The organism is Marinobacter sp. DSM 26671 (assembly GCF_900112835.1).
GTDB classification, from domain to species: domain Bacteria; phylum Pseudomonadota; class Gammaproteobacteria; order Pseudomonadales; family Oleiphilaceae; genus Marinobacter; species Marinobacter flavimaris.
This window is the reverse complement of the sequence record NZ_FONF01000026.1, coordinates 28,357-50,441: the sequence shown is the minus strand read 5'-3', so window position 1 is coordinate 50,441 and position 22,085 is coordinate 28,357. Positions and strand designations below refer to the sequence as shown.

Here is a 22,085-nt window from a genome sequence, read left to right as displayed (position 1 = left end):
GGGCATGCAGAAGGTGACGGCACAACAACGGCAAGACCTGATGGAAGTAATCGAAGACCGGCACGGGCGAGGCTCAACGCTCATCGCGAGCCAGTTACCAACCGAACACTGGCACGACTACATCGGCTCCGCCACGCTCGCCGACGCCATCCTGGATCGGCTCCTACACGGCGCTCACCGACTCAATCTGAAGGGGGAATCACTGCGAAAAGCGAAAACACAAAAACCGGAATCGGTTGACCCATCGTGACCGCTCAGAGTACAAAACTCACTCCAGCGTGATGGCCGTGTGCAAATCGGTCACGATCCCCGGAATGACCGGTCACGTTCGCCGGAATACGCAGCATCAGCGCAACAACTCCGAGCGCTATGTAGGTTTTTCCCATTCCGACTTCATCGGCGAGATAACCTAACCCGATATTCTCGGTGTTGATCATGTTGTAAAGAGCAACCGCGCCACGGAGCTGGACCTCGCCGAGCGATTTGAGCTCATCCCTACCACCACTGAAATCAAGAATATGGCGTGCAGAGTCCAGGTCGAGAATAGGGTAAGGTTTCATGCGCTACCCTCCGCTCTTTCGATCCGGTACTGCTGCAGAAATTGAGCCTCAAACCAATCGAAGAACCGGTCTCGATCAGCCTCACGCTCACTGGAAAGCTTGATCAAGTTGCTCTCGCGTATCTGTTGAAGAAGCGTTTCGATAAACTCCAACTGCGCTGTGACATAGGGGCGACCTGCAAATTCGGCTGATCGATAGACTTCCTTGGCACTGAGTAATAACAGATACGCACTGACTGGATGGAGCTGGTGATCACTCTCCTGCGCGGGTTCGAGTGCAGCTGCAGCCCGGCCTACTAAGGTTGGTAGGCTATCCACGCCGGTGCCGGTGAGGTAGTAATCCTGCTTCTTCGGTGTGGATTGCTCGTTGCTGAGGTCACGCCTCAGCATGCGAAATGCGTGGAACAGTTCGGCATATTCGGAAAAGAACTCGTTCTCCAGAGGCGCCTCTTCGATCAGGCTGGTTTCTCCTCGCTCGCCCAGTTCGAAAAGCCGTTTAACCCGTGCGTCTGTCAGCAGCAGCTGGCGTCGTTCCGGAGACATTCCGGCATAAATCGCCAGTATCTGTTGAGGAGATAGTGTGGCGAGCTCGGGCTGTGGTTTGTGCGACCAATGCGTTTGCTGAAGCAAAACACGGTGCGGGGCGATTAGTTCACCGGAATCACAAACTCGTCCAGAAACGAGGATCAGGGAGCCGTTGGCTAGCGCCTTCTCCAGAGCTTCCGTGTCGCCAGTGTAGTTGCTCAAACAGTTGCCGAGAGGCCAGCCCTTCACTGCCGTGCTATCTACCCCGTCAGGGCCGATTAAATCAATTTCGATCGGGCTTTCAGAGCCCACTCTCCCGCTCAGGGTTTTGGTCAGCCAATCAAACGTGAGGGAGATCTGCGGCATGATGCCCTGCTCTTCGCCGTCAATCTCGCCCGGTGCTGGTTCGAGTGATCGTTGGCTAACCTCCGGCAAATCGTCGGAGATCGTCTCCAACAGCGACTCTGGATCTGTAGCTACCAGAAAACCGGCTTCGACATTCTCATTGAGCGCTTTGTACGTGAAATTCACTGACCCAACAAAGGTGAAAGCCCGATCAGCGCCAATGAAATTGAAAATCTTGGCGTGCAGTTCCCTATGAGGCTCTTTTCCTACTCCCAATGGGTCTGATGTTGTTTTAACCCAATCGGACCAGGAGACGTTCTCCAACCTATCAATATGGGCCAGATAATCGATGTTGCAAAGAGCCTCTTGCTTATCATCACGCGGCAACAATAGGCGCACATTACTTACGCCCAAATCCTGAAATGCCTCATGCAGATTATTCCTGGAGTCGTCGGCAAAAAATGGCGAGATAATCTCCAGTTCAACGGGCTTTTTAAGCTGGCTGGTCTCTGCCGATAGAAAATCCAGAAACCGTGTTGTACTGGATAATCCGAAGTAGTGGACTGGTGGTGCTTCAGGATCCGCTACGCAGTTAGCCAGAAATCTCTGAATTTCAGAAACAGCACCATTGCCCGACTGGACTATCTGCTTACCTTTCAGGTATTCAAGGTCCTGTTTCAGTACCTGCAGAAACTCTCCATCGCCATTCTGTTGGCCAATTTCCTCCCAGTGCTGACATTCAATGTTATCCCACCAACCAGCCTTAGTGAGGTTATTGGAACCGGCGGATATCAGTAAGGAGTCACTTTCCCCAGCGCCGTTACCTACAAGCAGGAACGATAGCTTCGGGTGGAAAGCGCGATTTCCTTCTGAAACACCGTGGCAGCCGTATTCCATTCCAGGGGAGCTTTCGCCCTGAATACGAAATATGTTCTGATCGTAAAAGACATCAATCGGCAGTTCGGCTTCCCTGAGGGATTCTCGTACCTGGAACTGTTTCACCCGTTCATCGATCGAGAACGAGCTGTTTTCTGGCAATAAAAGAGGAACAACTTCCAGCTCAAAAAATGCGGGATCGAAGGTGTAGGTGGTAAAGACAGCGGCCTTAACCGGGCGCCCTCCCAGACGTTCTTCAAGGTATTGGGATATCTGCGCATTATCCATTACGCTCCTCCAGATTCGCTTTGGCAATGCGAAAATAGGAGCCCAGGAAGTAGTCGTAGTCCCAGTCATCCAGGAGAGCTTCCCTGGACCGAAGAACAGCCGTTTCTGACTTCACTTTGACGTTCAGAATGTCGCCGTCATAGGTTACCCAGGGAGCACCACCCCTCGCTTTCATCACCTCCGCATTTAACTTGATGACGGCACTCACTGCTCCCCAATGGTTGCGAGCTCTCAGATTGTCATTGATCTCGCAAAGCGAGCTCCTGCGAGTCATCCCTTGGGGCAAAGTCTCTGGCAGGTGTTCATAGTCATAAGCTTGGCTTTCAATCTGTTCCACAACTGAAGAAACCGGTCGATGATCCTGTGTGAGCAGGTAATAGAAAACGTTGTTAGCGGCGACCAGCACACGCTCTACTCGCTGGATTTCCTCCAGACACTTCTGCAATTCGGGCGACCCGACGCTTTGAACCTGATTCAAATTCTGGGAAAACTTACCGGTTAGCTTACCCGCTCTCACGAGCTTCTCGGTCGCCGCGAAAAGACCTTCTTGTACCGAGGCTGACTGATTGTGGCGACCACGAAGCAGTATATGAGTGAGATTTTGTCGGACAGTCTCCTTACGAATTGCATGCCAAAATTGGGGGGCCAAGCGTTCACATTCATGTCTGGAAAGCTGACCGTCGACCCTGAACAGCTGAATGAATTCGTTGGCGTTCAGACCCTGTGCGATTGTTGCAGCGAGGTCCATCCCTTCCGCTGTAAGCTTCCGATCGCTCCCCTCTACAAGCCCGGAATCTTTCAGGGCCGAACTGTACAAGCCCCACAAGCCATAGCTTGCCTGATTGCTCAGAATTTGAGCCTTCAAGCTAATAGCTAACGACCCCGCCTGAGCTGTCATATTTTTGTGAACGCGGGTAATACCCATGATTTCTTTGCTACCGGACTGGTAGCGGAGGTAGGCGGCAAGCTGCTCGTAGCGAAGGAACGTCTCCCTGATTAGCCGTTCGCGACTGTCTTTGTCGGCATTCCCATGGATCTGATGTGCCCAATAAAAGCCGAGCAGCGCAACGGTGAAGTTCTCAACGGAACTGGTGATGGTGGTCAGGTTACCAACCACCTTTCGGCCGAAATGGGTCCATACCAGCTCGAAGCCCAGTGGGTCACGTGAACCTTTGGGTTTGGCTCGGTCATCAAGGAGTGAAAGGAAAGGCATATCGTTTCAGATCCATCTCTTTATTATTCTGGAACCCTCGCTTTTCGTCAGAGGGTCGCGACTACTTTTCTCTCCACATCAAAGGGCACTACTCCCTTTTCGAACATTCTCTGCAGACCATACGCCATTCCCTCAAGCGGAGCCTTTTCGCTGTACCCAAATCTTCGTATTTCTTCCATATAGCGCTGTATAAAGTTTCGCGCGCCGAGCGTTCGCCATTGGATAACGTGCACCAGTTCGTGAAAGTGGATACCAACATCCCTGGCTGCCTCTGGCACAAGGTAGTAAGTATCTTTGTAGGTGATACCACCGAAGTGGCCCTCATTATCTATAAAGTCAGCCAACCCTGCTTCTCTGAGCTCCGGCATCTTCGGCATGGGGATAGCCTTCACGACTACGAAATAGGATGAGCGGAGCAGGTCCGGGCGATAATAGCCTTCAAACTGGTGCTGCAAAACTGAACAGGGGCGGCGGTCGCTTTTGTGGGCCTCATTGACCTCATCAATCCAGGATTCCAGCAGATCAATCATTTCCTCTCCCAACACTTAAACCCATCCATAGGATGTTAAGCCAACTTCCGGTCACCAGTAGTTAGCCTGCGAATTTGACCAGTCATCAATACTGCTTGCTTCATTGGAAATTTCCAAGGGTTCACTATCCCCTTTCACCAGAATAAAATCGTGAGAGTAACGGACTGGCTGAAGGACGAGGGTTCACATGGCCAAGCTAAAAGCTGACTTTGAATGGCTTCGGGCTCAAGTCATCTCCAACGCTACCGAGCTTTTCGAAGGCGATCAGGAGATGGCGGAAAAATGGCTTTCAAAACCTCTTCCAGCAATCGGTAACGAGGTGCCAATCAACTACATTGATACCTCCGAGCGAGCACAACAGCTGCTCGATATCATCGGCCGGCTCGAACACGGAGTTTGGACTTAGAAATCCTGCCTGAACGATTTCTCGGCAAAAGATGTGCACCGGTGATGCTCAAACTTCTTCCAGGTGCCCCATAGTGTCCTCCAAATGTACCTGTAATGGACTTTCGGGACGAGTTTCCTTTTTGCTCTTCCCAAGTTGTCGCTCCTAAGTACACTTGGAGTCTACTGAGAGGCCAGTAAACAATCCCGGACTGTATTCGCACCCCACATAATGCCGCATGGTAGCAGGCATCATATTGGTCTTATTGCACTAATTCTGCGTTTACGCGAGTAGACAAGTCCATTCGCGATTTCGATAATAAAAGCTCAACCCGAGCATCAATTGCCCGGCCAGATAGCTAGTCTGGTTAAATAAAAAGCAAGTGTCTCACCGTCGATTATCGACCGGTATCCCTCGGGGCAAGACCCGATCCAAACAGCTCAAAACGAGCGTCCAAGCGGACTGCAGGTTCGCTAATCCAACCGCCCTTCTGGGCTCCGCATCTCTGCGAGCGACCACCGAACGTTAGAGAGATGCATTGACCTGGAACTGGGAACCCCAGTATTTCCAATGCCTCCAAGCCGATCCTCGGACTAGAACTCGTCGAAGACCCTGACTAAAACCAGATTCGAGCGGAATCGTTCCCCCGGTGCGTCACCACCGGCATGCTCGATTCGACCTGTTCGCCCCCAAGCCTGATCCGTATCAGGCACCCATCTTTTGCATCGTCACGCTGACCCCGTGACGGCTCCGCTACCCCAACGAACAGCATTCGCTGATTCGTTAGCCACGGTTCGCAATGGACAAACACGGTGCCTGCAGCGGCACGAACGACACTCCCAACGACCAGAGGAGATTTCCCCATGGTTTTGTATCTGACTGCGGCGACGGGGTGGAGTGTCAGCGAGGGGACCAGGCTCTGCCCCGACAGCCGCAGGGTTTGCCTCGCAACAGCTGCAACTAATCTCAAACCATCAAGAACAGGTAATTTTGCAATGAAACGGAAACGTAAGACGCCGCGCAGCCAGAAGCGCAATTTTGGCTACGGCAAACAACTTTTGTACGCCATTAAGAGGGCACTGGCAGCGCTCTTTGGTCAGCACGACCATTTCGCGACGCGCCGAACTCACGGCATTCGCATCCGGCTCTTCGTCGAATTCTGCCGGCGGCATGGTATACGGGATGCTCGGTATATCGATCTGCAGCTGGTGGAGGCTTATGGCAGCTACCTGCGTCACCGCCTGTATGATGCCTACGAGTGGGCGGATGGTAAGCGTGACACGACGATTTCAGTGTCATATGCACATAATCTTATCTCGACAGTGAACACCTGTCTGTACGCGATGCGTCGAGATGAAAAGCTGTACTTGTCCGCTCGCAAAGCGCTGGGCGTGGCCAGATCCAATGTCCGCAAAACCCAGATTCAGGCTGATATCGCGGATACAAAGACGGCAGCAGATCTTATGATCGCGTCCGGCAATGAGCGCGGAGCTGCCGTGGTTCTGCTAACACGTGCCTGGGGCATGAGAGCGAATGAGGCCATTCTGCAGGACCTAGACCGTATGATGCGAGAGGTAGCTGCAACCGGGACCGCCGCTATCCTTGAAGGAACGAAAGGGGGCCGACGTTGCCGCAGCCGGACAATCAAAGCCGGCGAGTTTCAGCGCGAGGCACTTGAATTCGCTATCTCCGTTCGGCCGGCAGGCTCCAAATGCATTTTGTCGAAAACAGACAACGTCATCAGCTTTTACCGACGGGAGCTGGGGCGCTGCAGGAGAATCCTCAAGCGATGCGGGATCCCTTCCATCCGGGAACTGCGAAGTGGATTTGCGCAGGACGCTTACGAAGAAATCGTGCGTGGACCCAGCCCACTCCGCGGCCCTATCGGGGATCGGGTACTGGATCGCATCGCCCGTGAAAAGGTCGCTCGTCTCCTGGGGCATGGGCGTCCCCAAGTGGCTTCCTCTTACATCGGGGGCTGCTCATGAATATTCGGGACATTACAAAGAATATCAAATGGCACGAAGAGGCCTCTACGTCAACCAAAAGCCGCACAGTAAGACGCATTCAGACGATGGCTGATGCTATTGAGGCCCAGTTTCCGGCGGTTCGGTACTGCAACCAGATTAAGCTTAAGCACATGGAGTACCTCAAGTACGCCTGGTTCGACAATGAGGGCTTCGCTCCGTCGACCATGGCTGATTACACCCGTGCCATGCGACTCATGATTAAGGCTCTCGGGAAAGACCGGCATTGGTTCGGTCACTTGGGCCTGGTCCAAGACCCCACACGCGGAGGGCGGCGAGTGGTTTCACGAGTCACGAAAACGAGGTCACGAAATCGTCGATAAACGATCCTCCGATTGTTCGGGTGGGGTTCTTTGAAAAATTTCACAGGCCGAGCCCCCTCCCGGCACTGGTTCAGATTTCCGATGATCGCGTTAGGTGATGAGAGAGCTCATTGCCTGGAAAACGCAAATCCACAATCTGAACTGGAGTACCCAATGAAACTGACATTCGACAGTTGCATCAGCAAACGAACTGGTGAACCACTGGCAGCTTACGAATCTGAATATGAAGCGTGGAGTTCTGCCGACCACGCGAGTCTGTTCTACGGTCAGGACTTCACGTATTACCAATGCCAGCGATGCCAGCACTGGCATCTAACCCCCAAGCAACGATACACGCCGAGTAAGCCCTGCGAGTTCTGCACCGATGGCTCTGGAGATACCAAGGAACTTTATTCAACCAGGAAAGGAGCAGTGGCTCGGGCAGAAATCATTGGCCGTGAGAGTCACATTCATTTGCGGGTCTATGAATGCCCGTACCAAACGGGTTGGCATCTGACTAAACAGTAGTGCCTAACGATGAGAACTCTTAAACCGAACTCAAGAAATGGAGTAGATTCCCATGTCAAAAGGTAAAGGTAGCTCTCGTCCCTCCAACGGTCATCCGGGCGGCAACTGGCCAAGCACAACCGGCCGGCCATCTGGAGGAGGCCGAGGTAACGCCCCTTCCAAGGGTAAGTAGCTATGCAAGATCAGGCCGCTGAAATGTCGGCGGCCTGTTTCTGATAACGGTTCCAGTATGTGCTGTAGGACCCAATGGCATTGAAACATTGAAGATCTGGATGCGTAGTGAAAATTGAGGCGAGGGCCTCTTCTTCCTCATCGATCAATCGCCCCCATGCCAGCGCAGCCTGGGCTTTCATCCACGCCAGATAATGGTCTGAGTCGTGGCCGGCACAGAGCCTGGCAATGAATGTTTCCAAATCCGATAAATCGGGAATAGTGCCACTCCGCCATCGTTTCAGTTTGCGATACTTGAGCATTGCCAGTGTGTACCCTGCAGGAGAGACAAACTCCTCTCCAGCTGAGTCACCAGGCAACGGCAGGTAGCTGGCCATTCGTCTGTAGCTAAAGTCGCAACCATTAAGCGCAGACAATCGATGCTTCCAGGCCTCAAATAACCGAATTAACGGTCTGTCCTGTTCAGACAGAGTTCCCAGGGGCGATGACCGGGGCGCAATATCTCCCACAAATCCCTGATCAACCAACTGTTGTCTGTGCGCCTCATACACCCCATGCGCTGCAAGATACTCAGCCACATCCAAAGCCAACTCACAGAGCAGCGTGTAGTAGAAATCAATTCGCAATTGATGGTTAACCAAGTGCAGTATGCTCTTTCCCTTGCGCCACTCTGCGCTTTCGGCATTTCTGGCGGTGTGGTCGATCTCGGCGATCAAGGAGATGAGTTCCGGATCCACCAGGGTGGTGCTCCCTCAAGAACTCTTGACCCCGTCGAATCCAGACGGCGGGGTCATGCTGTTTATTCGGCTGTCGGCTGGTCTCCTGTTTGACCCAGTCGAGAAAAGCCTTCTCTTGGGCCATCCGCTGCTCAAGGAAGCTGGCAACCCTAGATCCTTTGAGGGCCGAGCCAATTTTCGACTTGCCAGCACCCGCCAGTGCAGCTACCCACGAGGAGCCATTGTTCTTCAATTGGAGGCCGTTCCAGGGCTCCACTGCAGCTTCGATCGAATCCAGGAATTGCTTGTCGGGAATACTTGCGTGCCAGACGCGTTTAATTTTCATCGCGGTGCTGGGTGTTACTGGCTTCTGCTCAGCTTTCTTTAACGTGTTCAGATGCGGTGCCTCAACCCCAGCAGCATTCGCCATTGTCTTCACCAACCGGGGAAACGAACCTGAGTCGCCGAGCGCGATTCGCAGAAAATCAGACACGTGCGGCAGGAAGAACACATCGAGTGGCGGAAGTGTAACCCAGACTCTGCTCTTCATATGCTCCTCGATACAGTGGCGACAAAACCCTGGAATTCGGACGCTGCCACATTTGATCACATTTCAAAAGGTTTATGGCCATCATCCTCCAGTAGTCTTTGAAGCGTCGATAAATCAATGATGTTGCTGAAGGTCAACCAACAATAAAACCTGAGGAACGAAGGCATGAAAACCGGCATATTGGAACCCAAGAACTTCCCTCACCTTCTGACGCTCGCCCGGGGTGCCCGAGCAGGCAACCTGGAGGCATGCAGGAGTTTGGCCCGCCAGCTTCGCAACGCATCGAACGCCAAAGCGGTATTACGCCAACTTAAGCAGCAATTACGTCAGGACGAGATTAAGCGAGAGAAACTGGCACTGCAGCGTCGAGCTGAGAGAGAGAAGAAACAGCGTGCTCGATTCCCACCAACACACCCGCTGTTCCGGAATAGCAGGGCCACCGGAGGCCGGAAAAATCATGATGCGATGAAAAGAGCGGTACTGTGCGGCGGGTTCGAGACGAACAGAACCCGCCATTAGCTCAATTATGGCCAATTGAGATTTTCAGACCGCTACTTTTTGAGACCCTCCTCATAAGCTTGCAAGTCGGCCTCGTGCCAACGAGCGGTTTTAGGTGAAAGTTTGAGCGGTTTCGGAAAGCGCCCTTCGCGAATCCAACGCCAAATGGACTTGGGAGCAACCCCGTAACGCTCGCTGACTTCTTTGATGCTGTAGAACACGTTATGTACCTCATTCCGATTAATTGGTACTCAATAAGTTAATCGGTAACAAGGACCGGTTGGCGCGTGTAATTGCCAGAAAAGTGCAGAAACTCCGGAATTTTGGTTAATAATCCTTGCGCTGGCGTTTCCTTGGCAATTTGCCTGTGTATGCGTACCTGGAGTAGGCGTTGAGCAGTTGCAGGCGACGATCCAAGATCTGCTCGCTCAGATAAGCTGCGCGGGTCTCATCGCTGTCCAGGTGCGCCAAACTGAGTTCGGAGACCACATCATCAAAATCTGTCCTAGCTGCAGCAAAATTTTTGAAGCAGCTTCTCATTCCATGGGCGCACGCGATCTTGTTATAGCGAGGGTCCATAAATCCTTTGCCGCCAGACTTCAGAGACTCTTGATGAATTGCCTTCACCGTGTTGTTCAACGCGTTCTCGCTAATCTGCTCTTTTCCTTGATAACCCGGAAATACGTAACGGCCCGACTGAGGCATACTCCGTAGAATTTCTATTGCTCGCGGCACCAAAGGCACCACGTGGAGCTCATTCGGATTTCTGTTCTTCATTTTCGAGCCTGGGATCGTCCAAGTTCCCTCATCAAGATTGATTTCCGGCCATTCAGCAAACTGAACCTCTGTGGGTCTGGCGATAGTCAGTATTTGAAACTCCAGTGCGCGGGCAGGTGTCGTGTCTCGCTTCAGCAGGAATTTCATAAACTCAGGCAAGTCATGATGCCGCATCGCAGGTTTATGCTTAGTGTGATGGATACGCTTTGCCGGTGGCAGCCAGCCATCCAAATTGTCGTCCCAATCTGCAGGATTCTTCCCGGAAACCAAGTTGCGAGATGCCGCCAACTTCCAGACTTGGGCAATAGTCTGACGAATTCTGGTGGCCGTTGGTGTTTGGGTGGTCCATAGCGGATTCAGAACTCGTACTACGTCCTCAACGGTGAGGTCGCCGATTTGGGTATCACCAATCTCCCCTAGACATCGATCAATCGACTTCCGTAAGCGGTTTCGCTGCCGCTGCGGGTTCTTGCCGCGAAAAGTCACCTCTTTAATCTTGTAATATTCCTCCGCGAGCTCTCCGAAGGTGACTTGTTTCCGCTGACGCTCACGGTCTCTGGCCTTTCGCTCTTGATTCTGTTCAACAGGATCTACGCCATTACGGATTTCCTCCTTTTTCTGGCGGGCCTGCTCTCGCGCCTCTCCTAGGCTCACATCGGGATAGCCTCCCAGGCCAATCTCGCGACGACGTATGCCCACCGTCGTGACCAGAAGCCAAGAGCGTGAGCCGATTTCCTGTCCAACCGCTGGCGGACGACATTGCAAAACTAGACCGTCTACCCCACCCACCCTGTGATAAGCAACACAAGGCTCTCCGGCTTTTCGCGTTTTACTGTCCTTTTTCACCACCCCATGGCGTAGGTTGCGAACTTGAGCAGGGCTCATTTCAGGCACTTTTTTTGGCATCGTCTAGCTCCAACTTTCAACCTACCCATCATCCTACCCCCCAAAACACCTGTCGTAAGATGGGCATACTTGTCACTCAACGATACCATCAAAATCAAATCGCACAATTAATTTATTTTAAAAACAGGTGGTTAGTTACCATATGGGGCATTCTGAGACTAACTGGGACATTAGTGTGGAACCTGCCGGGGGTACCACCTCTCTTAACCCCGATTCTCGGTCCGTGATATTCAACCTGGCTCCAGGCGAGCTAAACTGCCCCTCCTTACCGACATCAGGACTTCTCAATGGCCCGCTTTACCGAAATCGGAACCGCAATGATCCCCGGCAAGGGAACCCGATTACGTCTTTTGCAACGCAATGATGAATTTTCCATCAAAATTGCCGGCACCACCGGAGAATTGATGAACAGCCGGATCCACGGCTCGGAGGATGCTCTTGCCACCCTGGCGTGCGAACGGATTGCCGATCAGCCTGCTCCCCGGGTTCTTATCGGCGGCCTGGGCATGGGGTTCACGCTGGCAGCAGCGCTGGCCGCTCTGGGCGACGATGCGCAGGTGACGGTAGCCGAGCTGGTTCCCGAAGTAGAAGCCTGGAATCGCGGGCCGCTGGGCTCTGCGGCGGGCAACCCGCTGAACGACCCGAGAGCGCAGGTTCACATTGGTGATGTAGCCGAATTACTCAGAAACAGCGACGGCGAATGGGATGCCATCCTTCTCGATGTCGACAACGGCCCGGAAGGCCTCACCCGCAAAGAAAACAACTGGATCTACTCACCGGATGGCATTGCGGCCGCCCAGAAAGCCCTGCGACCTGATGGCATCCTTGCCTACTGGTCTGCCGGCCAGGAGCATTCCTTCACAGAGAGGCTGCGGCGGGCAGGATTTTCTGTTGAGCCCGTTACAGTGAGGGCCTTGCGACCCGGCAAGGGTGCCCGCCACGTTATCTGGCTGGCGTGGTAATCATTCATCGACTCTACCGGAATCTGTCCTGGCTCAATTTGGGATTATTCCTTTGTTATATACTTATTCCAAAGCCAAGAAGCCCGGGAGAGATTCAATGACCAAACCGACCATCACAACAGCCTTGCTATGCTCCTTGCTTTCCATGCCACTTCTCGCGCAACCCCAAGCAGATAGCCCGGAAGCAATGGTTGCCGAAGCACGTTCCCTGGTGAAAAGCTTCGGCGGCTCACTGAAGCAGGCGCTCCAGGCGGCCATCAAAGAAGGCGGCCTCACAAACGGTATTGGTGTTTGCAAGACTGTGGCACCGGAAATCGCCAGCAACAACAGCAGCGGCGGCTGGGTCATCAGTCGGACCAGTCTGAAAGTCCGGAACCCGGAAAACACCCCGACCGACTGGCAGGAGATCCAGCTGCTGGCCATGGACAGACAGCCGGTAAAGAACGGAAAACCGGTGGAGGTCTGGCAGGTCTCCGAAGCGTCCGGACAGCCGGCGTTCCAATATATGAGCGCCATCCCGACACAGAAACTTTGCCTTGGCTGTCATGGTAAGTCCATCGCCCCGGAGGTGAAGGCAAAACTGGCTGAACTCTATCCTGAAGACAAGGCGACCGGCTTCTCCGAGGGCGATTTGCGGGGCGCGTTCGTTGTTACGCGGGAAGTTCCAGTAAACTGATGGCACTAGCCATTTCTTCAGCGATTGAGAACAGGTATGTCACTGAACTACAGAATCATTCCGGTCACGCCTTTCCAGCAGAACTGCTCACTGATCTGGTGCGAAAAGACGCGCCGGGCAGCCGTAGTCGATCCGGGCGGGGATCTGGAGAAGATTCGCGCCGCTGTGGCTGAGGAAGGCGTGACGGTCGAGAAAATTCTGCTTACCCATGCCCACATTGACCATGCCGGCGGAACTGCGGAGCTGTCCAAAGAGCTGGGTATTCCCATTGAGGGGCCGCAGAAGGAAGACAATTTCTGGATTGTTGGCCTGCCCCAGCAGGCGCAGATGTTCGGGTTTCCGGCCCCGGAAGTTTTCACCCCGGATCGCTGGCTGGAAGATGGGCAGCAGGTCACGGTGGGCAACCAGACTCTGGAGGTCCTTCACTGCCCCGGCCACACACCGGGGCATGTGGTTTTTTATCATAAGGAATCCGGTCTGGCGCTTGTGGGTGACGTGCTGTTCCATGGCTCCATCGGACGCACGGATTTTCCAAAGGGCGACCACGCAACACTGATTCGCTCTATCAGGGAACAGCTGTTCCCGCTCGGCGACGAGGTTGCGTTCATTCCCGGACACGGTCCGATGTCCACCTTTGGCCGGGAGCGAGCCACCAACCCCTTTGTTTCCGACCATCGGGGCTGAGCCTGTCGCCAGACCCACGCCGCCGTTCTAAAGGCGGCTTTCCTGATTCAGCCGGAACTGTTCGATGGTTTTCCTGAGATTCTCGGCCATGGCCAGAAGGTCTCCGGCAATTCTCGCTGTCTCCTTGGCATCCCCGGAGGTCTGCTCTGCCGAGCGACTGATTTCAATCACGTTGTGATTAATGGATTCGGAGACATCGCTCTGCTCGTTGGCAGCGCTCTCCATTTCCTGATTGAGGTTGGTGATCTCCCGCACAGCAGATGCAATGGTTTGCAGTTCAGACTCTACTGTCAGAATGGCTGAAACCTGATGCTCTGCCATCTCAGAGGCATGGCGCATGGTGGCCACACAATCGACAACCTCTCCCTTCAGTCCGTTGATGGTGTTCCGGATTTCCTCCGTTGAATCCTGAGTTCTCGACGCCAGCGCACGCACCTCATCGGCCACCACAGAAAAACCGCGCCCCTGCTCTCCGGCACGGGCCGCCTCGATGGCGGCATTGAGCGCCAGCAGGTTGGTCTGGTCAGCGATATTGGAGATTACCTCCAGCATATCCGACATCTGGCTGGTACGTTGATCCAGCTGCTCAATGCGTTTTGCGCCACTCTGGACCTCGGTGTTCAATGCCTCGATGCTTTTTACTGCATTCCGGGCAAGGCTCTCACCCTTGCTCGCTGATTCCGCAGTATCTGCGGATTTTCGGGTGGTATGAATGGCATTTTCCCGGACCTGAACCGCAGATGCGGCCATCTCGGTAGTGGCGCTGGCCACCTGATCTGTGTTGTCACGCTGGGCAAGCACTTCCCTCTCTGTCGTGTCAGCCTTCCCCGCAATGCTTCTGGCCGCCTGTTCAACCTGTTCGGCGTTGTCCATGACGGTATTCATGCTCTCCCGTATCTTCGCCATCATCCGGTTGAACGCCCGGGACACGGAACCGATCTCGTCGTTGCGGGTAACCTCAAGCTCAATGGTCAGGTCAGAATTTCTGGAGATCTCGTCCATGCGGTCGTGGAGTCGCCGCAAACGGGAAAACACCAGTCGACTCAAAGCGGCGGCGGTCAGGAAAAACACCGCAGCAAAGATGGCTACCTGAATACCGCCACTGGTCAGCAGTTGCTGCTGCAAACGGGCATCGCTGTCAGCCATGGAATAGTCCACCCGAATGGCTCCAAGAACGTCTCCCTCACTGGCCTGATGACAGCCAAGACAGTTGACGCCCTGATAGTTCTCCATCGCGATCACGGGCTCGATCAGTGTGTAGACTCGCCCGTCCTCATTGCTGGAATAGGACTCCACCCGCTCACCGGCAAGCGCTTTCTTGTCCAAAGGTTCCCGCTTCTGTTCCGACGCGTTGCCGTTGCCGAAGATCCGGTTCAAATGGTCACTGCGAATCACCCGCACGTCCAGCACGTCTTCAGACGCCATCACCTTTTTCCGAAGCACATCCCGGTTACCGATGGTGCCGGTGACCATCATGGTATTCAGCCCATCGAAATAGGATTTTGCCAGTCCATCCACGTATTTGTGGCTGAACTCTTCAAGATGATCACGCTGCGAGTCTGCACTGTAGATTACGGTAAACACGAGCACCAGGGAGAAGGCAGCCGCCAGAGCGGCAAGTAAGAGAAAGCGGATGGAATACTGTTTTTTCATGGTAACCCGACACAGAGACCGCGCGGCATGCGGCCAGGACGTTGTTTTGACGTTTCGTGATGACAACTAACTGTCGCCAAACTTTATAGATATGCGTCAATTATTTCCTGACACAGATCAGATCCGGGAAAAGTCGTTTACACATGAAGGAAGGAGGGAGCCCTCAGCCCGGGACTTCATCGAGTTGGCCTGAAAGCTGCAGAGCATGATGACAAGCATTCGTGATTCCCAACGCTGACTGTTCGGAAACCGCACTCCGGTTGACCGAAGGAGGAAACCCATCCATGTCCCTACTGACATCTCTGATCCGGGCGAGCACCCAGTTCCAGCAGGCCATGGAAAGGCGCCAGACGCCTTCAACAGGGCCGGAAGCCGCGCCCGGCAAAGCACAGGCAAAGGCCATGGAAACCGAGCCGACACCTGGCGATGACCGTTTTACACCCTCGGAGAACAACCAGTCTGACCTCTCACGGCTGAAAGCCCGCCGACTGGCCATGACCGACTACAAACAAACTGTGGGGCAGGATCTTGCCTTCGTTCGAGAAACACTGCGGCACAAACTTGCCGAATACAACCTGCACCCGGCAACCGCATTGAACGTGAGCAAAACGGAGAATGGCAGCGTTGCGGTGGAAGGGAAAATCGCAGACAACACACGCATCCAGATTGAAAAAGACCTGAACGTAAACAAAAACTTCAAGGAAGCGTTCAATCGCCTCAGCGTTAACGAGCCAACGCTGCATTTCATGGACAATGCGCTCAAACTGAATCAGGCGTACGGGGTGAATAACCCGCTATTGGACACACTGATCAGCGAGAACCAGCAATTTAACGGCCTGCAGGACCTCGTGCACCGTTACGACACCATGCGCCGCTCAGTGAGTGCCGAGCAAATCGAAGCTGCAGGGAATAGCCGGGCGTACGCCTTTAATCTGAACGCCCGGGCATAAAGGAAAGACGGATCAGGAGAATCAGACCTCGAAAGGCGCCGGATCCCCCTTACCAACACGGGTAACCACCGGAGCCTCGCCGGTAAAGTCCACGACCGTGGTCGCTTCCATACCGCAGAATCCCCCGTCGATAATCAGATCCAGCTCATGCTCCAGGGTTTCCCGGATTTCATAAGGGTCTGTCATCGGATCGGTTTCGCCCGGCAGAATCAGAGTGCTACTCATGATGGGCTCACCAAGCTCGCCCAACAGCTCCTGAACAATGGCATTGTCCGGCACACGGACGCCTACTGACCGGCGTTTGGGATGAAGCAGCCGCCGGGGCACTTCACTGGTGGCATCCAGAATGAAAGTGTAGGGCCCGGGCGTGAAATTCTTCAGCAACCGGTACTGGGTGTTGTCCACCTTGGCATAGACCCCGATGTCCGAAAGATCCCGGCACACCAAGGTGAAGTTGTGCTTGTCATCCAGACGGCGAATCCGCTTGATCCGATCCGCCGCCTGCTTGTCACCGAGGTGACAACCAATGGCATAGGCGGAATCCGTGGGATACACGATCACCCCGCCACGACGCAGAATATCCACCGCCTGATTGATCAGACGCTTCTGTGGCGTCTCCGGATGAATCTGGAAAAACTGACTCATGAACCCTCTCCCTGTGCGGTCCGCGTCGCCATCGCCGGATCTTTCTTCGACCCGCCCATACAATTCGGAGATTCCGGCGCCGACTGCCCCGTCGCCTCCCATTCTTCCGGTGAGTATAGATGCAACGCCAGCGCATGAACCGGCCCCGCCAGTTCCTCGGCAAGCACCTTGTAAATCGCCTGATGCCGCCGCACCCTCATCTGCCCCTCAAATTCCGGCGACACCAGGGTCACCTTGAAATGAGTTTCAGAATTAGGAGGCACACTGTGCTTGTGGCTCTCGTTCTCCACCTGAAGCACACGCGCATCGAAGGCGTCGTTCAGCTTGGTTTCAATTGCATTCTGGATCTTCATGTTTCGAGACTCCTACAGCTCAACCCTGATGGAAGAGGGCGAATGGCGAACGGTCAGAAGCGGGTGTGGAGATGGCTTTCCCAAAAGTGTGTGTTGCCAAGGATGGCAGCACCAAGCCCCCATGGATGGGTTCACGGCGTCTTTTGGGAAAGCCATCTTCACAGCCGCCTCCACCAACACCCTCAGTCTACTACACATACAGGACACACCCGAGAGCCTTGACACCATAAAGCCAAAGCGCCACATTCCCATCCCGATTCCAAAACACCCAAACCCCATGCACCTGTACATCGCCGAAAAACCAAGTCTCGGCCGCGCCATCGCCGCTGCCCTCCCTGGCCCTCACCAGAAAGGCCAGGGCTGGATACGCTGTGGCACTGGCGAAAATGCTGCCACCGTTAGCTGGTGCATCGGCCACCTGCTGGAACCGGCAGAACCTGCACGCTATAACCCCGCTTGGAAGAAATGGCGCCAGGAAGACCTGCCGATGTTTCCCGACAAATGGGAGGTCATGCCCAAGGACAGTGTTCAGCAACAATTAAAGGTGCTGGAATCGCTGATTCGCCAGGCCAAGACCATTATTCATGCTGGCGACCCGGATCGGGAAGGCCAGCTGCTGGTGGACGAAGTTATCCGCTATTTCGGTGCCAGCGCCCCGGTTCAACGGATACTGATCAACGATTTGACGCCAGCGGCCGTGGCCCGGGCGATCCAGAGCCCCAGGGACAACCGGGAATTCCGTCGGTTATCCCATTCCGCCCTGGCCAGACAACGCGCCGACTGGCTCTATGGCATCAACCTGACCCGATTTTATACCCTCAGTTATCAGCGGCAGGGTGAACAGGGGGTCTATTCCGTTGGCCGGGTACAGACTCCGGTACTTGGCCTTGTGGTTGAACGTGACAATACCATCGAACACTTCCAGCCCAAGCCCTATTACCGCATTGAAGCAAGGTTCAGGGCTCAGGAGGAAGAAGCCGACCAGCAAACCTTCACCGCCCGCTGGCAGCCCAACGAGCAGTTCCAGGATTACCTGGATGAAGAGAACCGCCTGCTCAACCGGGAAGTCGCTGAACAGATTGCCGACAGCGTTCGAAACCGACCCGGCACCATCACCGAGTCCCGCTTTCGGGATCGGTCGGAAGCGCCACCGCTGCCGTTTTCCCTGTCGGCCCTGCAAATTGAAGCAGGCCGGCTATTCCGCATGGGTGCCAAAGACGTCCTGGATACCGCCCAGAATCTTTACGAGCGCCACCAGCTCATCACCTACCCGCGATCAGATTGCCGGTTTTTACCGGAAGGCCACTACAGCCAGCGGGAGCAGGTGATAAGAGCCATTGCCCGAGTGGCACCGGATCTGGAGCAAGCCTGCAACGGCGCAGACCTTGGCCGCAGGACTTCCGCGTGGAACGACAAACAGGTCGACGCCCACCACGCTATTATCCCAACCAGCCGCCCGACGCCGAACGGCAAACTCAGTGACGCGGAAGAAAAAATCTACGGACTGATCAGCCGGTACTATCTGATGCAGTTCGCGCCCGATGCCGTGCACAGGGAGGGTAAGCTAACGGTACGAGTGTCAGAGCACGAATTCCGCGCGACGGAAACGGCCATCCTGGTGCCCGGCTGGAAAACGCTGGAACTGAAACTGCGAGAAGCTCGCAAGGAACCGGAGAAGGCACCGCTTCCCAGACTGGAAAAAGGCGAACCGGTATTCTGCGACGATAGCAACCTCAGCGAGCGCAAAACCCAGCCGCCCCAGCATTTCACCGACGCGACCCTGCTCTCGGCAATGACCAACATTGCCCGATTTGTAACCGATACCGAACTTCGCAAAACCCTACGCGAGACCGATGGCCTGGGCACCGAAGCAACCCGGGCTGCGATCATCGATACCTTATTCAAGCGCGATTACCTGTACCGCGACAGTCGACATATACGCGCCACCGACAAAGCCAAGGCGTTGATCAGTGCTTTGCCCGAATCGGTCAGCAAGCCGGATCGCACGGCCGTCTGGGAAGCCAACCTGGAGAGCATTCGCCGTGGCGAGGGCGACCCCAGAAAGTTTCTGGATACCCTCAAAGAGGAGATCCGCGGCTTTCTGGCCAGGCCCCAGGGCCGCCCGACCGTCGACTCGGAGAGCATCGGCACAACCTCGCCAGAGGCACAGCCCCACTGCCCCAAATGTCGCGCCCCGATGCTGGAGCGAGAGGGCAAATTCGGCCGCTTTTTTGCCTGCACCCGCTACCCGGATTGCCGGGGCACCCGACCGCTGGAAGAAGCCACGCCTCAGGATGGCACTGGCCAGAAACCCATTCCATGCCCCCACTGTTTCTCGCCCCTGGTGCGACGAAAAGGGAAAAAAGGCTGGTTCTGGGGCTGCAGTAATTTCCCCGGCTGCCGACAAACACTGGACGACGACAACGGAAAGCCTTCAGTCCGTTTACGCAAGTCTACATAACGATACTGAACGCAGATCCACATTTTGTGATAATTGATTGATATAGCAGAGTAGTCCATTGAAAGCTCTGCTCGATACCAGGCAAGAGAGCGACACTCCGGGAGAGGCTTAATGCGTATTGCTTTGCTTGAAGATGAAACCGAACAGGCACAGCACATCCAGTCAATTCTGTCTGAAAGCGGGCACCACTGCGACAGCTTCCCGACCGGCCAAAATTTCCTGAGCGCGGTTCTGCACCGCAGCTATGACCTCCTGATTCTGGATTGGCAGATTCCGGACATGACCGGCATTGATGTTCTCGAGAGCGTTCGCGCCCAGCTGAACTGGCCGATTCCAGTCGTGTTTCTCACCCAGCGGGACAGCGAGGCAGATATTGTTCGGGCTCTGGATGCCGGCGCCGACGATTACCTGGCCAAGCCGGCCCGTGCGGCGGAATTGGGCGCGCGCATCAATGCTCTGGCGAGACGCTCCAATCCTGACAGCGAAAAGGAAGTGCTTCGCTATGGTCCGTTCGAAATCAACACGCAGCAAAGGGTCATTGCACTCCATGGTGAAGAACTGACGCTGACCGACAAGGATTTCGATCTGACCCTGTTCCTGTTCCAGAACCAGGGCCGGCTGCTGACTCGGGAAATGCTGCTTGAGCGCGTCTGGGGTCTGGCGCGGGATATCAATACCCGTACCGTGGACACGCATATGAGCCGACTGCGCCGTCGTCTCGGCCTGAACCCGGAAAACGGCTTCCGCATCAAGACCATTTACCAGCGGGGCTACCGACTGGAGGCCATGAAGGCGCAGGACCAGGCCTTTGACGTCGACGAACCCGCCAGGGCAGCCAATGACTGACAGCCCGGCTCCGCGATTACCGGCACTGCTGCTGATCCTTTCACTGCTTGCCTGGGCTGCCCCCGCGGCTGCCGAGCTTTCGGTAACGCGCGGTTCAGCCGGGCATTCTGACGTTTCGTCGGCCAACCCGGTGCCCGAGTGGATCTACACCTTGCGGCCGGGAGAAAGCTTTTCGGAAGTGGCCAACGACCTGCTCGCACCCAATTATCCCGCGAGTCGCCTTCTGCAATACAACAAGATTGGCAACGGTGCCATTCTGGGTGCCGGCGACAGTGTGCGAATTCCCCTTGCCTGGCTAAAGCGCCAACCTCAGCCGGCGCGGGCGACATCGGTCACCGGAACCGTACAGCTGATTTCCGGAAATACCGGTCGGAAAACACCCCTGAGTGAAGACGCCCTCATCCGCGTTGGTGATGAAATTCTGTCCGCGTCCGGGACCGCCACCATTGAACTGGCGGACGGCTCGGAAGTAAGGATTTCTCCGAATTCTCGACTCATCTTCAATCGCCTGACCCAATACGGCAAAGCCGGCATGGTCGATACCAGACTCCGACTCGACAGGGGCGAGATCCACACCCGAGTGAAGCCGGTCATGGAGGGAGGCGCACGATTCGAGATTGAAACGCCTTCGGCCGTCGCCGCCGTGAGAGGTACCGCATTTTCACTCCAGACATCGGCAGAGGGCACTCGCCTGCAGGTAACCGAGGGCGACGTTGACTTCGGGGCCCCCGGCAAGACCCGCCGGATCCCTGCGGGTTTCGGAGCCAGCCTGTCCACCACTAACAATGACGGCCTGAGCATTCGCCGCCTACCGCCAGCGCCGGCGCTCGATCCACTGCCACCGAGACTGACCCAACTGCCCACCACCATGACCTGGCAGGAAAGTCGCGCCCCCATGCACCGGGTGGACATCTTCGAAAGCGACACAGGCCGCTGGGTAGAAAGCCGAAAACTGACAGGCAACAGCTTTGATATCGGGCAACTGGATAATGGCAGCTATGAGGTACACCTGGCGGCACTCGATACTCGCGGCACGGCGGGGATGCCACGCGTCGTCCCGCTGGAAGTCGATCTTCAGGCCAGGACTGCCAGCCTGGTTGCTCCGGAAGATGGGGGCACCGTCAACGACGATATGCCCGAGTTTCGCTGGCAGCTTAACGGCGACAATGAAGTGGCTCGGGTAGAGATAGCCGAAGATCAGGATTTCCGGAACCTGATCGCCACCAGCGAGTGGGCACCCGAAACGGCTGCCCTGCCCTCACGCCCGCTTGGGCCTGGCAAGTATTACTGGCGCGTGGTGACCGAAGCAGGCGGCAATTCAGTTGCTACAACGCAGCCGCGGGAGCTGGTGGTCAATGGCAGCCTGCCTCCGGTTCGGATCATCAGCGTGAACTACATCGACAGCCAGGTAAGGGTGTTCTGGGAGAAGGTAGACACGGCGGCAGAATACCGACTGCAACTCTCGGAGGAGCCGGGCTTCAACAATATCATCAAGGAAGCAACACTGCCTGATACCACGGCAGCCTTGCGTCTTATTCCCGGAAGGCGGTATTTTGTGCGCCTGAAAGCTCTTTCTGATGGTCCACTGCAAAGCCGTTGGGGACCAGGGAGGGAATTGTACCTGGAATAATCCGTTGATCGACCGAACCACACAGCAGG

Annotated in this window: 23 protein-coding genes; 12 read left to right on the top strand and 11 right to left on the bottom strand. The window is 55.2% G+C overall.

Annotation, left to right across the window (positions count from 1 at the left end; translation table 11 throughout):
* Positions 1-250 (top strand): ATP-binding protein (locus tag BM035_RS19790; protein ID WP_217646366.1); only part of this gene is annotated, 250 nt, incomplete at its 5' end.
* Positions 251-254: 4 nt separating this feature from the next.
* On the opposite strand, the gene BM035_RS19785 is transcribed toward BM035_RS19790, so the two are convergent.
* Genes BM035_RS19785 through BM035_RS19770 form a run of 4 tightly spaced genes read right to left on the bottom strand, consistent with a single transcriptional unit; the run spans position 255 to position 4,336 of the window.
* A complete protein-coding gene (locus BM035_RS19785; RefSeq protein ID WP_175497434.1) occupies positions 255-560 on the bottom strand; it encodes a hypothetical protein in 306 nt (101 codons plus the stop codon).
* Positions 557-2,593, bottom strand: a complete 2,037-nt coding sequence (locus tag BM035_RS19780; protein ID WP_092034021.1) for a phospholipase D-like domain-containing protein — start codon at positions 2,591-2,593, stop codon at positions 557-559. The genes BM035_RS19785 and BM035_RS19780 overlap by 4 nt, the downstream gene beginning before the upstream one ends.
* On the bottom strand, positions 2,586-3,806 hold the full coding sequence (locus tag BM035_RS19775) for a hypothetical protein (protein WP_092034018.1): 1,221 nt from the start codon (positions 3,804-3,806) through the stop codon (positions 2,586-2,588). Before BM035_RS19775 ends, BM035_RS19780 begins: the two co-directional genes overlap by 8 nt.
* A 47-nt stretch (positions 3,807-3,853) precedes the next feature.
* The gene (locus BM035_RS19770; protein WP_092034030.1) at positions 3,854-4,336 is read right to left on the bottom strand and encodes a hypothetical protein; all 483 of its coding nucleotides are present in this window, start codon (positions 4,334-4,336) and stop codon (positions 3,854-3,856) included.
* 187 nt (positions 4,337-4,523) lie between these two features.
* Here BM035_RS19770 and BM035_RS19765 point away from each other — a divergent pair, with 187 nt between their 5' ends.
* The 3 genes from BM035_RS19765 (at position 4,524) to BM035_RS22820 (ending at position 7,578) form a co-directional block, all read left to right on the top strand.
* A complete protein-coding gene (locus tag BM035_RS19765) occupies positions 4,524-4,742 on the top strand; it encodes an MbcA/ParS/Xre antitoxin family protein (protein WP_092034015.1) in 219 nt (72 codons plus the stop codon).
* A gap of 974 nt (positions 4,743-5,716) precedes the next feature.
* A complete protein-coding gene (locus tag BM035_RS19760) occupies positions 5,717-6,709 on the top strand; it encodes an integrase domain-containing protein (protein ID WP_092034013.1) in 993 nt (330 codons plus the stop codon).
* Positions 6,710-7,224: 515 nt separating this feature from the next.
* On the top strand, positions 7,225-7,578 hold the full coding sequence (locus tag BM035_RS22820; protein WP_036206379.1) for a hypothetical protein: 354 nt from the start codon (positions 7,225-7,227) through the stop codon (positions 7,576-7,578).
* A gap of 182 nt (positions 7,579-7,760) precedes the next feature.
* Here the strand turns inward: BM035_RS22820 and BM035_RS19750 are convergent, their stop codons facing one another.
* Both BM035_RS19750 and BM035_RS19745 read right to left on the bottom strand, forming a co-directional pair.
* Complete coding sequence (locus tag BM035_RS19750; protein ID WP_217646365.1) at positions 7,761-8,486, bottom strand: hypothetical protein; 726 nt, start codon at positions 8,484-8,486, stop codon at positions 7,761-7,763.
* Positions 8,383-9,015 (bottom strand): hypothetical protein, encoded by a 633-nt coding sequence (locus BM035_RS19745; RefSeq protein WP_092034006.1) that lies wholly within the window; start codon positions 9,013-9,015, stop codon positions 8,383-8,385. The genes BM035_RS19750 and BM035_RS19745 overlap by 104 nt, the downstream gene beginning before the upstream one ends.
* Before the next feature lie 165 nt (positions 9,016-9,180).
* Here BM035_RS19745 and BM035_RS19740 point away from each other — a divergent pair, with 165 nt between their 5' ends.
* Positions 9,181-9,534 carry a hypothetical protein gene (locus tag BM035_RS19740; protein WP_092034003.1) on the top strand — a complete coding sequence of 118 codons (354 nt, stop codon included), beginning with the start codon at positions 9,181-9,183 and terminating at the stop codon, positions 9,532-9,534.
* 32 nt (positions 9,535-9,566) lie between these two features.
* On the opposite strand, the gene BM035_RS23240 is transcribed toward BM035_RS19740, so the two are convergent.
* Positions 9,567-9,734, bottom strand: coding sequence for a helix-turn-helix transcriptional regulator (locus tag BM035_RS23240; RefSeq protein WP_175497433.1), 168 nt, complete (start codon positions 9,732-9,734; stop codon positions 9,567-9,569).
* A 106-nt stretch (positions 9,735-9,840) separates the two neighbouring features.
* Positions 9,841-11,196: a tyrosine-type recombinase/integrase gene (locus BM035_RS19730; protein ID WP_092033998.1), complete on the bottom strand. Its 1,356-nt coding sequence runs from the start codon at positions 11,194-11,196 to the stop codon at positions 9,841-9,843.
* 287 nt (positions 11,197-11,483) lie between these two features.
* On the opposite strand from BM035_RS19730, the gene BM035_RS19725 reads away from it, so the two are divergent.
* From BM035_RS19725 to BM035_RS19715, 3 genes are all read left to right on the top strand, one after another.
* Positions 11,484-12,158, top strand: coding sequence for a spermidine synthase (locus BM035_RS19725; protein ID WP_092033996.1), 675 nt, complete (start codon positions 11,484-11,486; stop codon positions 12,156-12,158).
* A 97-nt stretch (positions 12,159-12,255) separates the two neighbouring features.
* Positions 12,256-12,834, top strand: coding sequence for a Tll0287-like domain-containing protein (locus tag BM035_RS19720; RefSeq protein ID WP_050898265.1), 579 nt, complete (start codon positions 12,256-12,258; stop codon positions 12,832-12,834).
* A gap of 36 nt (positions 12,835-12,870) precedes the next feature.
* Entirely contained in the window at positions 12,871-13,518 is a 648-nt protein-coding gene (locus BM035_RS19715; protein WP_008171415.1) for an MBL fold metallo-hydrolase, read from the top strand.
* Between the two features lie 27 nt (positions 13,519-13,545).
* Here BM035_RS19715 and BM035_RS19710 read toward each other — a convergent pair whose 3' ends face one another.
* On the bottom strand, positions 13,546-15,171 hold the full coding sequence (locus BM035_RS19710; protein ID WP_092033993.1) for a methyl-accepting chemotaxis protein: 1,626 nt from the start codon (positions 15,169-15,171) through the stop codon (positions 13,546-13,548).
* Between the two features lie 284 nt (positions 15,172-15,455).
* Here BM035_RS19710 and BM035_RS19705 point away from each other — a divergent pair, with 284 nt between their 5' ends.
* Positions 15,456-16,121, top strand: a complete 666-nt coding sequence (locus tag BM035_RS19705; protein WP_008171411.1) for a hypothetical protein — start codon at positions 15,456-15,458, stop codon at positions 16,119-16,121.
* A gap of 21 nt (positions 16,122-16,142) precedes the next feature.
* On the opposite strand, the gene BM035_RS19700 is transcribed toward BM035_RS19705, so the two are convergent.
* Together BM035_RS19700 and BM035_RS19695 are read right to left on the bottom strand one after the other, a co-directional pair.
* Positions 16,143-16,766, bottom strand: coding sequence for an L-threonylcarbamoyladenylate synthase (locus BM035_RS19700; protein WP_008171409.1), 624 nt, complete (start codon positions 16,764-16,766; stop codon positions 16,143-16,145).
* Positions 16,763-17,119 (bottom strand): BolA family protein, encoded by a 357-nt coding sequence (locus BM035_RS19695; RefSeq protein WP_008171407.1) that lies wholly within the window; start codon positions 17,117-17,119, stop codon positions 16,763-16,765. The genes BM035_RS19700 and BM035_RS19695 overlap by 4 nt, the downstream gene beginning before the upstream one ends.
* Before the next feature lie 277 nt (positions 17,120-17,396).
* Between BM035_RS19695 and BM035_RS19690 the strand changes: the two genes are divergently transcribed.
* From BM035_RS19690 to BM035_RS19680, 3 genes are all read left to right on the top strand, one after another.
* Positions 17,397-19,580, top strand: a complete 2,184-nt coding sequence (locus tag BM035_RS19690) for a DNA topoisomerase III (protein ID WP_092034027.1) — start codon at positions 17,397-17,399, stop codon at positions 19,578-19,580.
* 111 nt (positions 19,581-19,691) lie between these two features.
* Positions 19,692-20,426, top strand: a complete 735-nt coding sequence (locus tag BM035_RS19685) for a response regulator transcription factor (RefSeq protein WP_008171403.1) — start codon at positions 19,692-19,694, stop codon at positions 20,424-20,426.
* Positions 20,419-22,056 carry a FecR family protein gene (locus tag BM035_RS19680; RefSeq protein ID WP_008171400.1) on the top strand — a complete coding sequence of 546 codons (1,638 nt, stop codon included), beginning with the start codon at positions 20,419-20,421 and terminating at the stop codon, positions 22,054-22,056. Before BM035_RS19685 ends, BM035_RS19680 begins: the two co-directional genes overlap by 8 nt.
* Positions 22,057-22,085 lie beyond the last annotated feature (29 nt).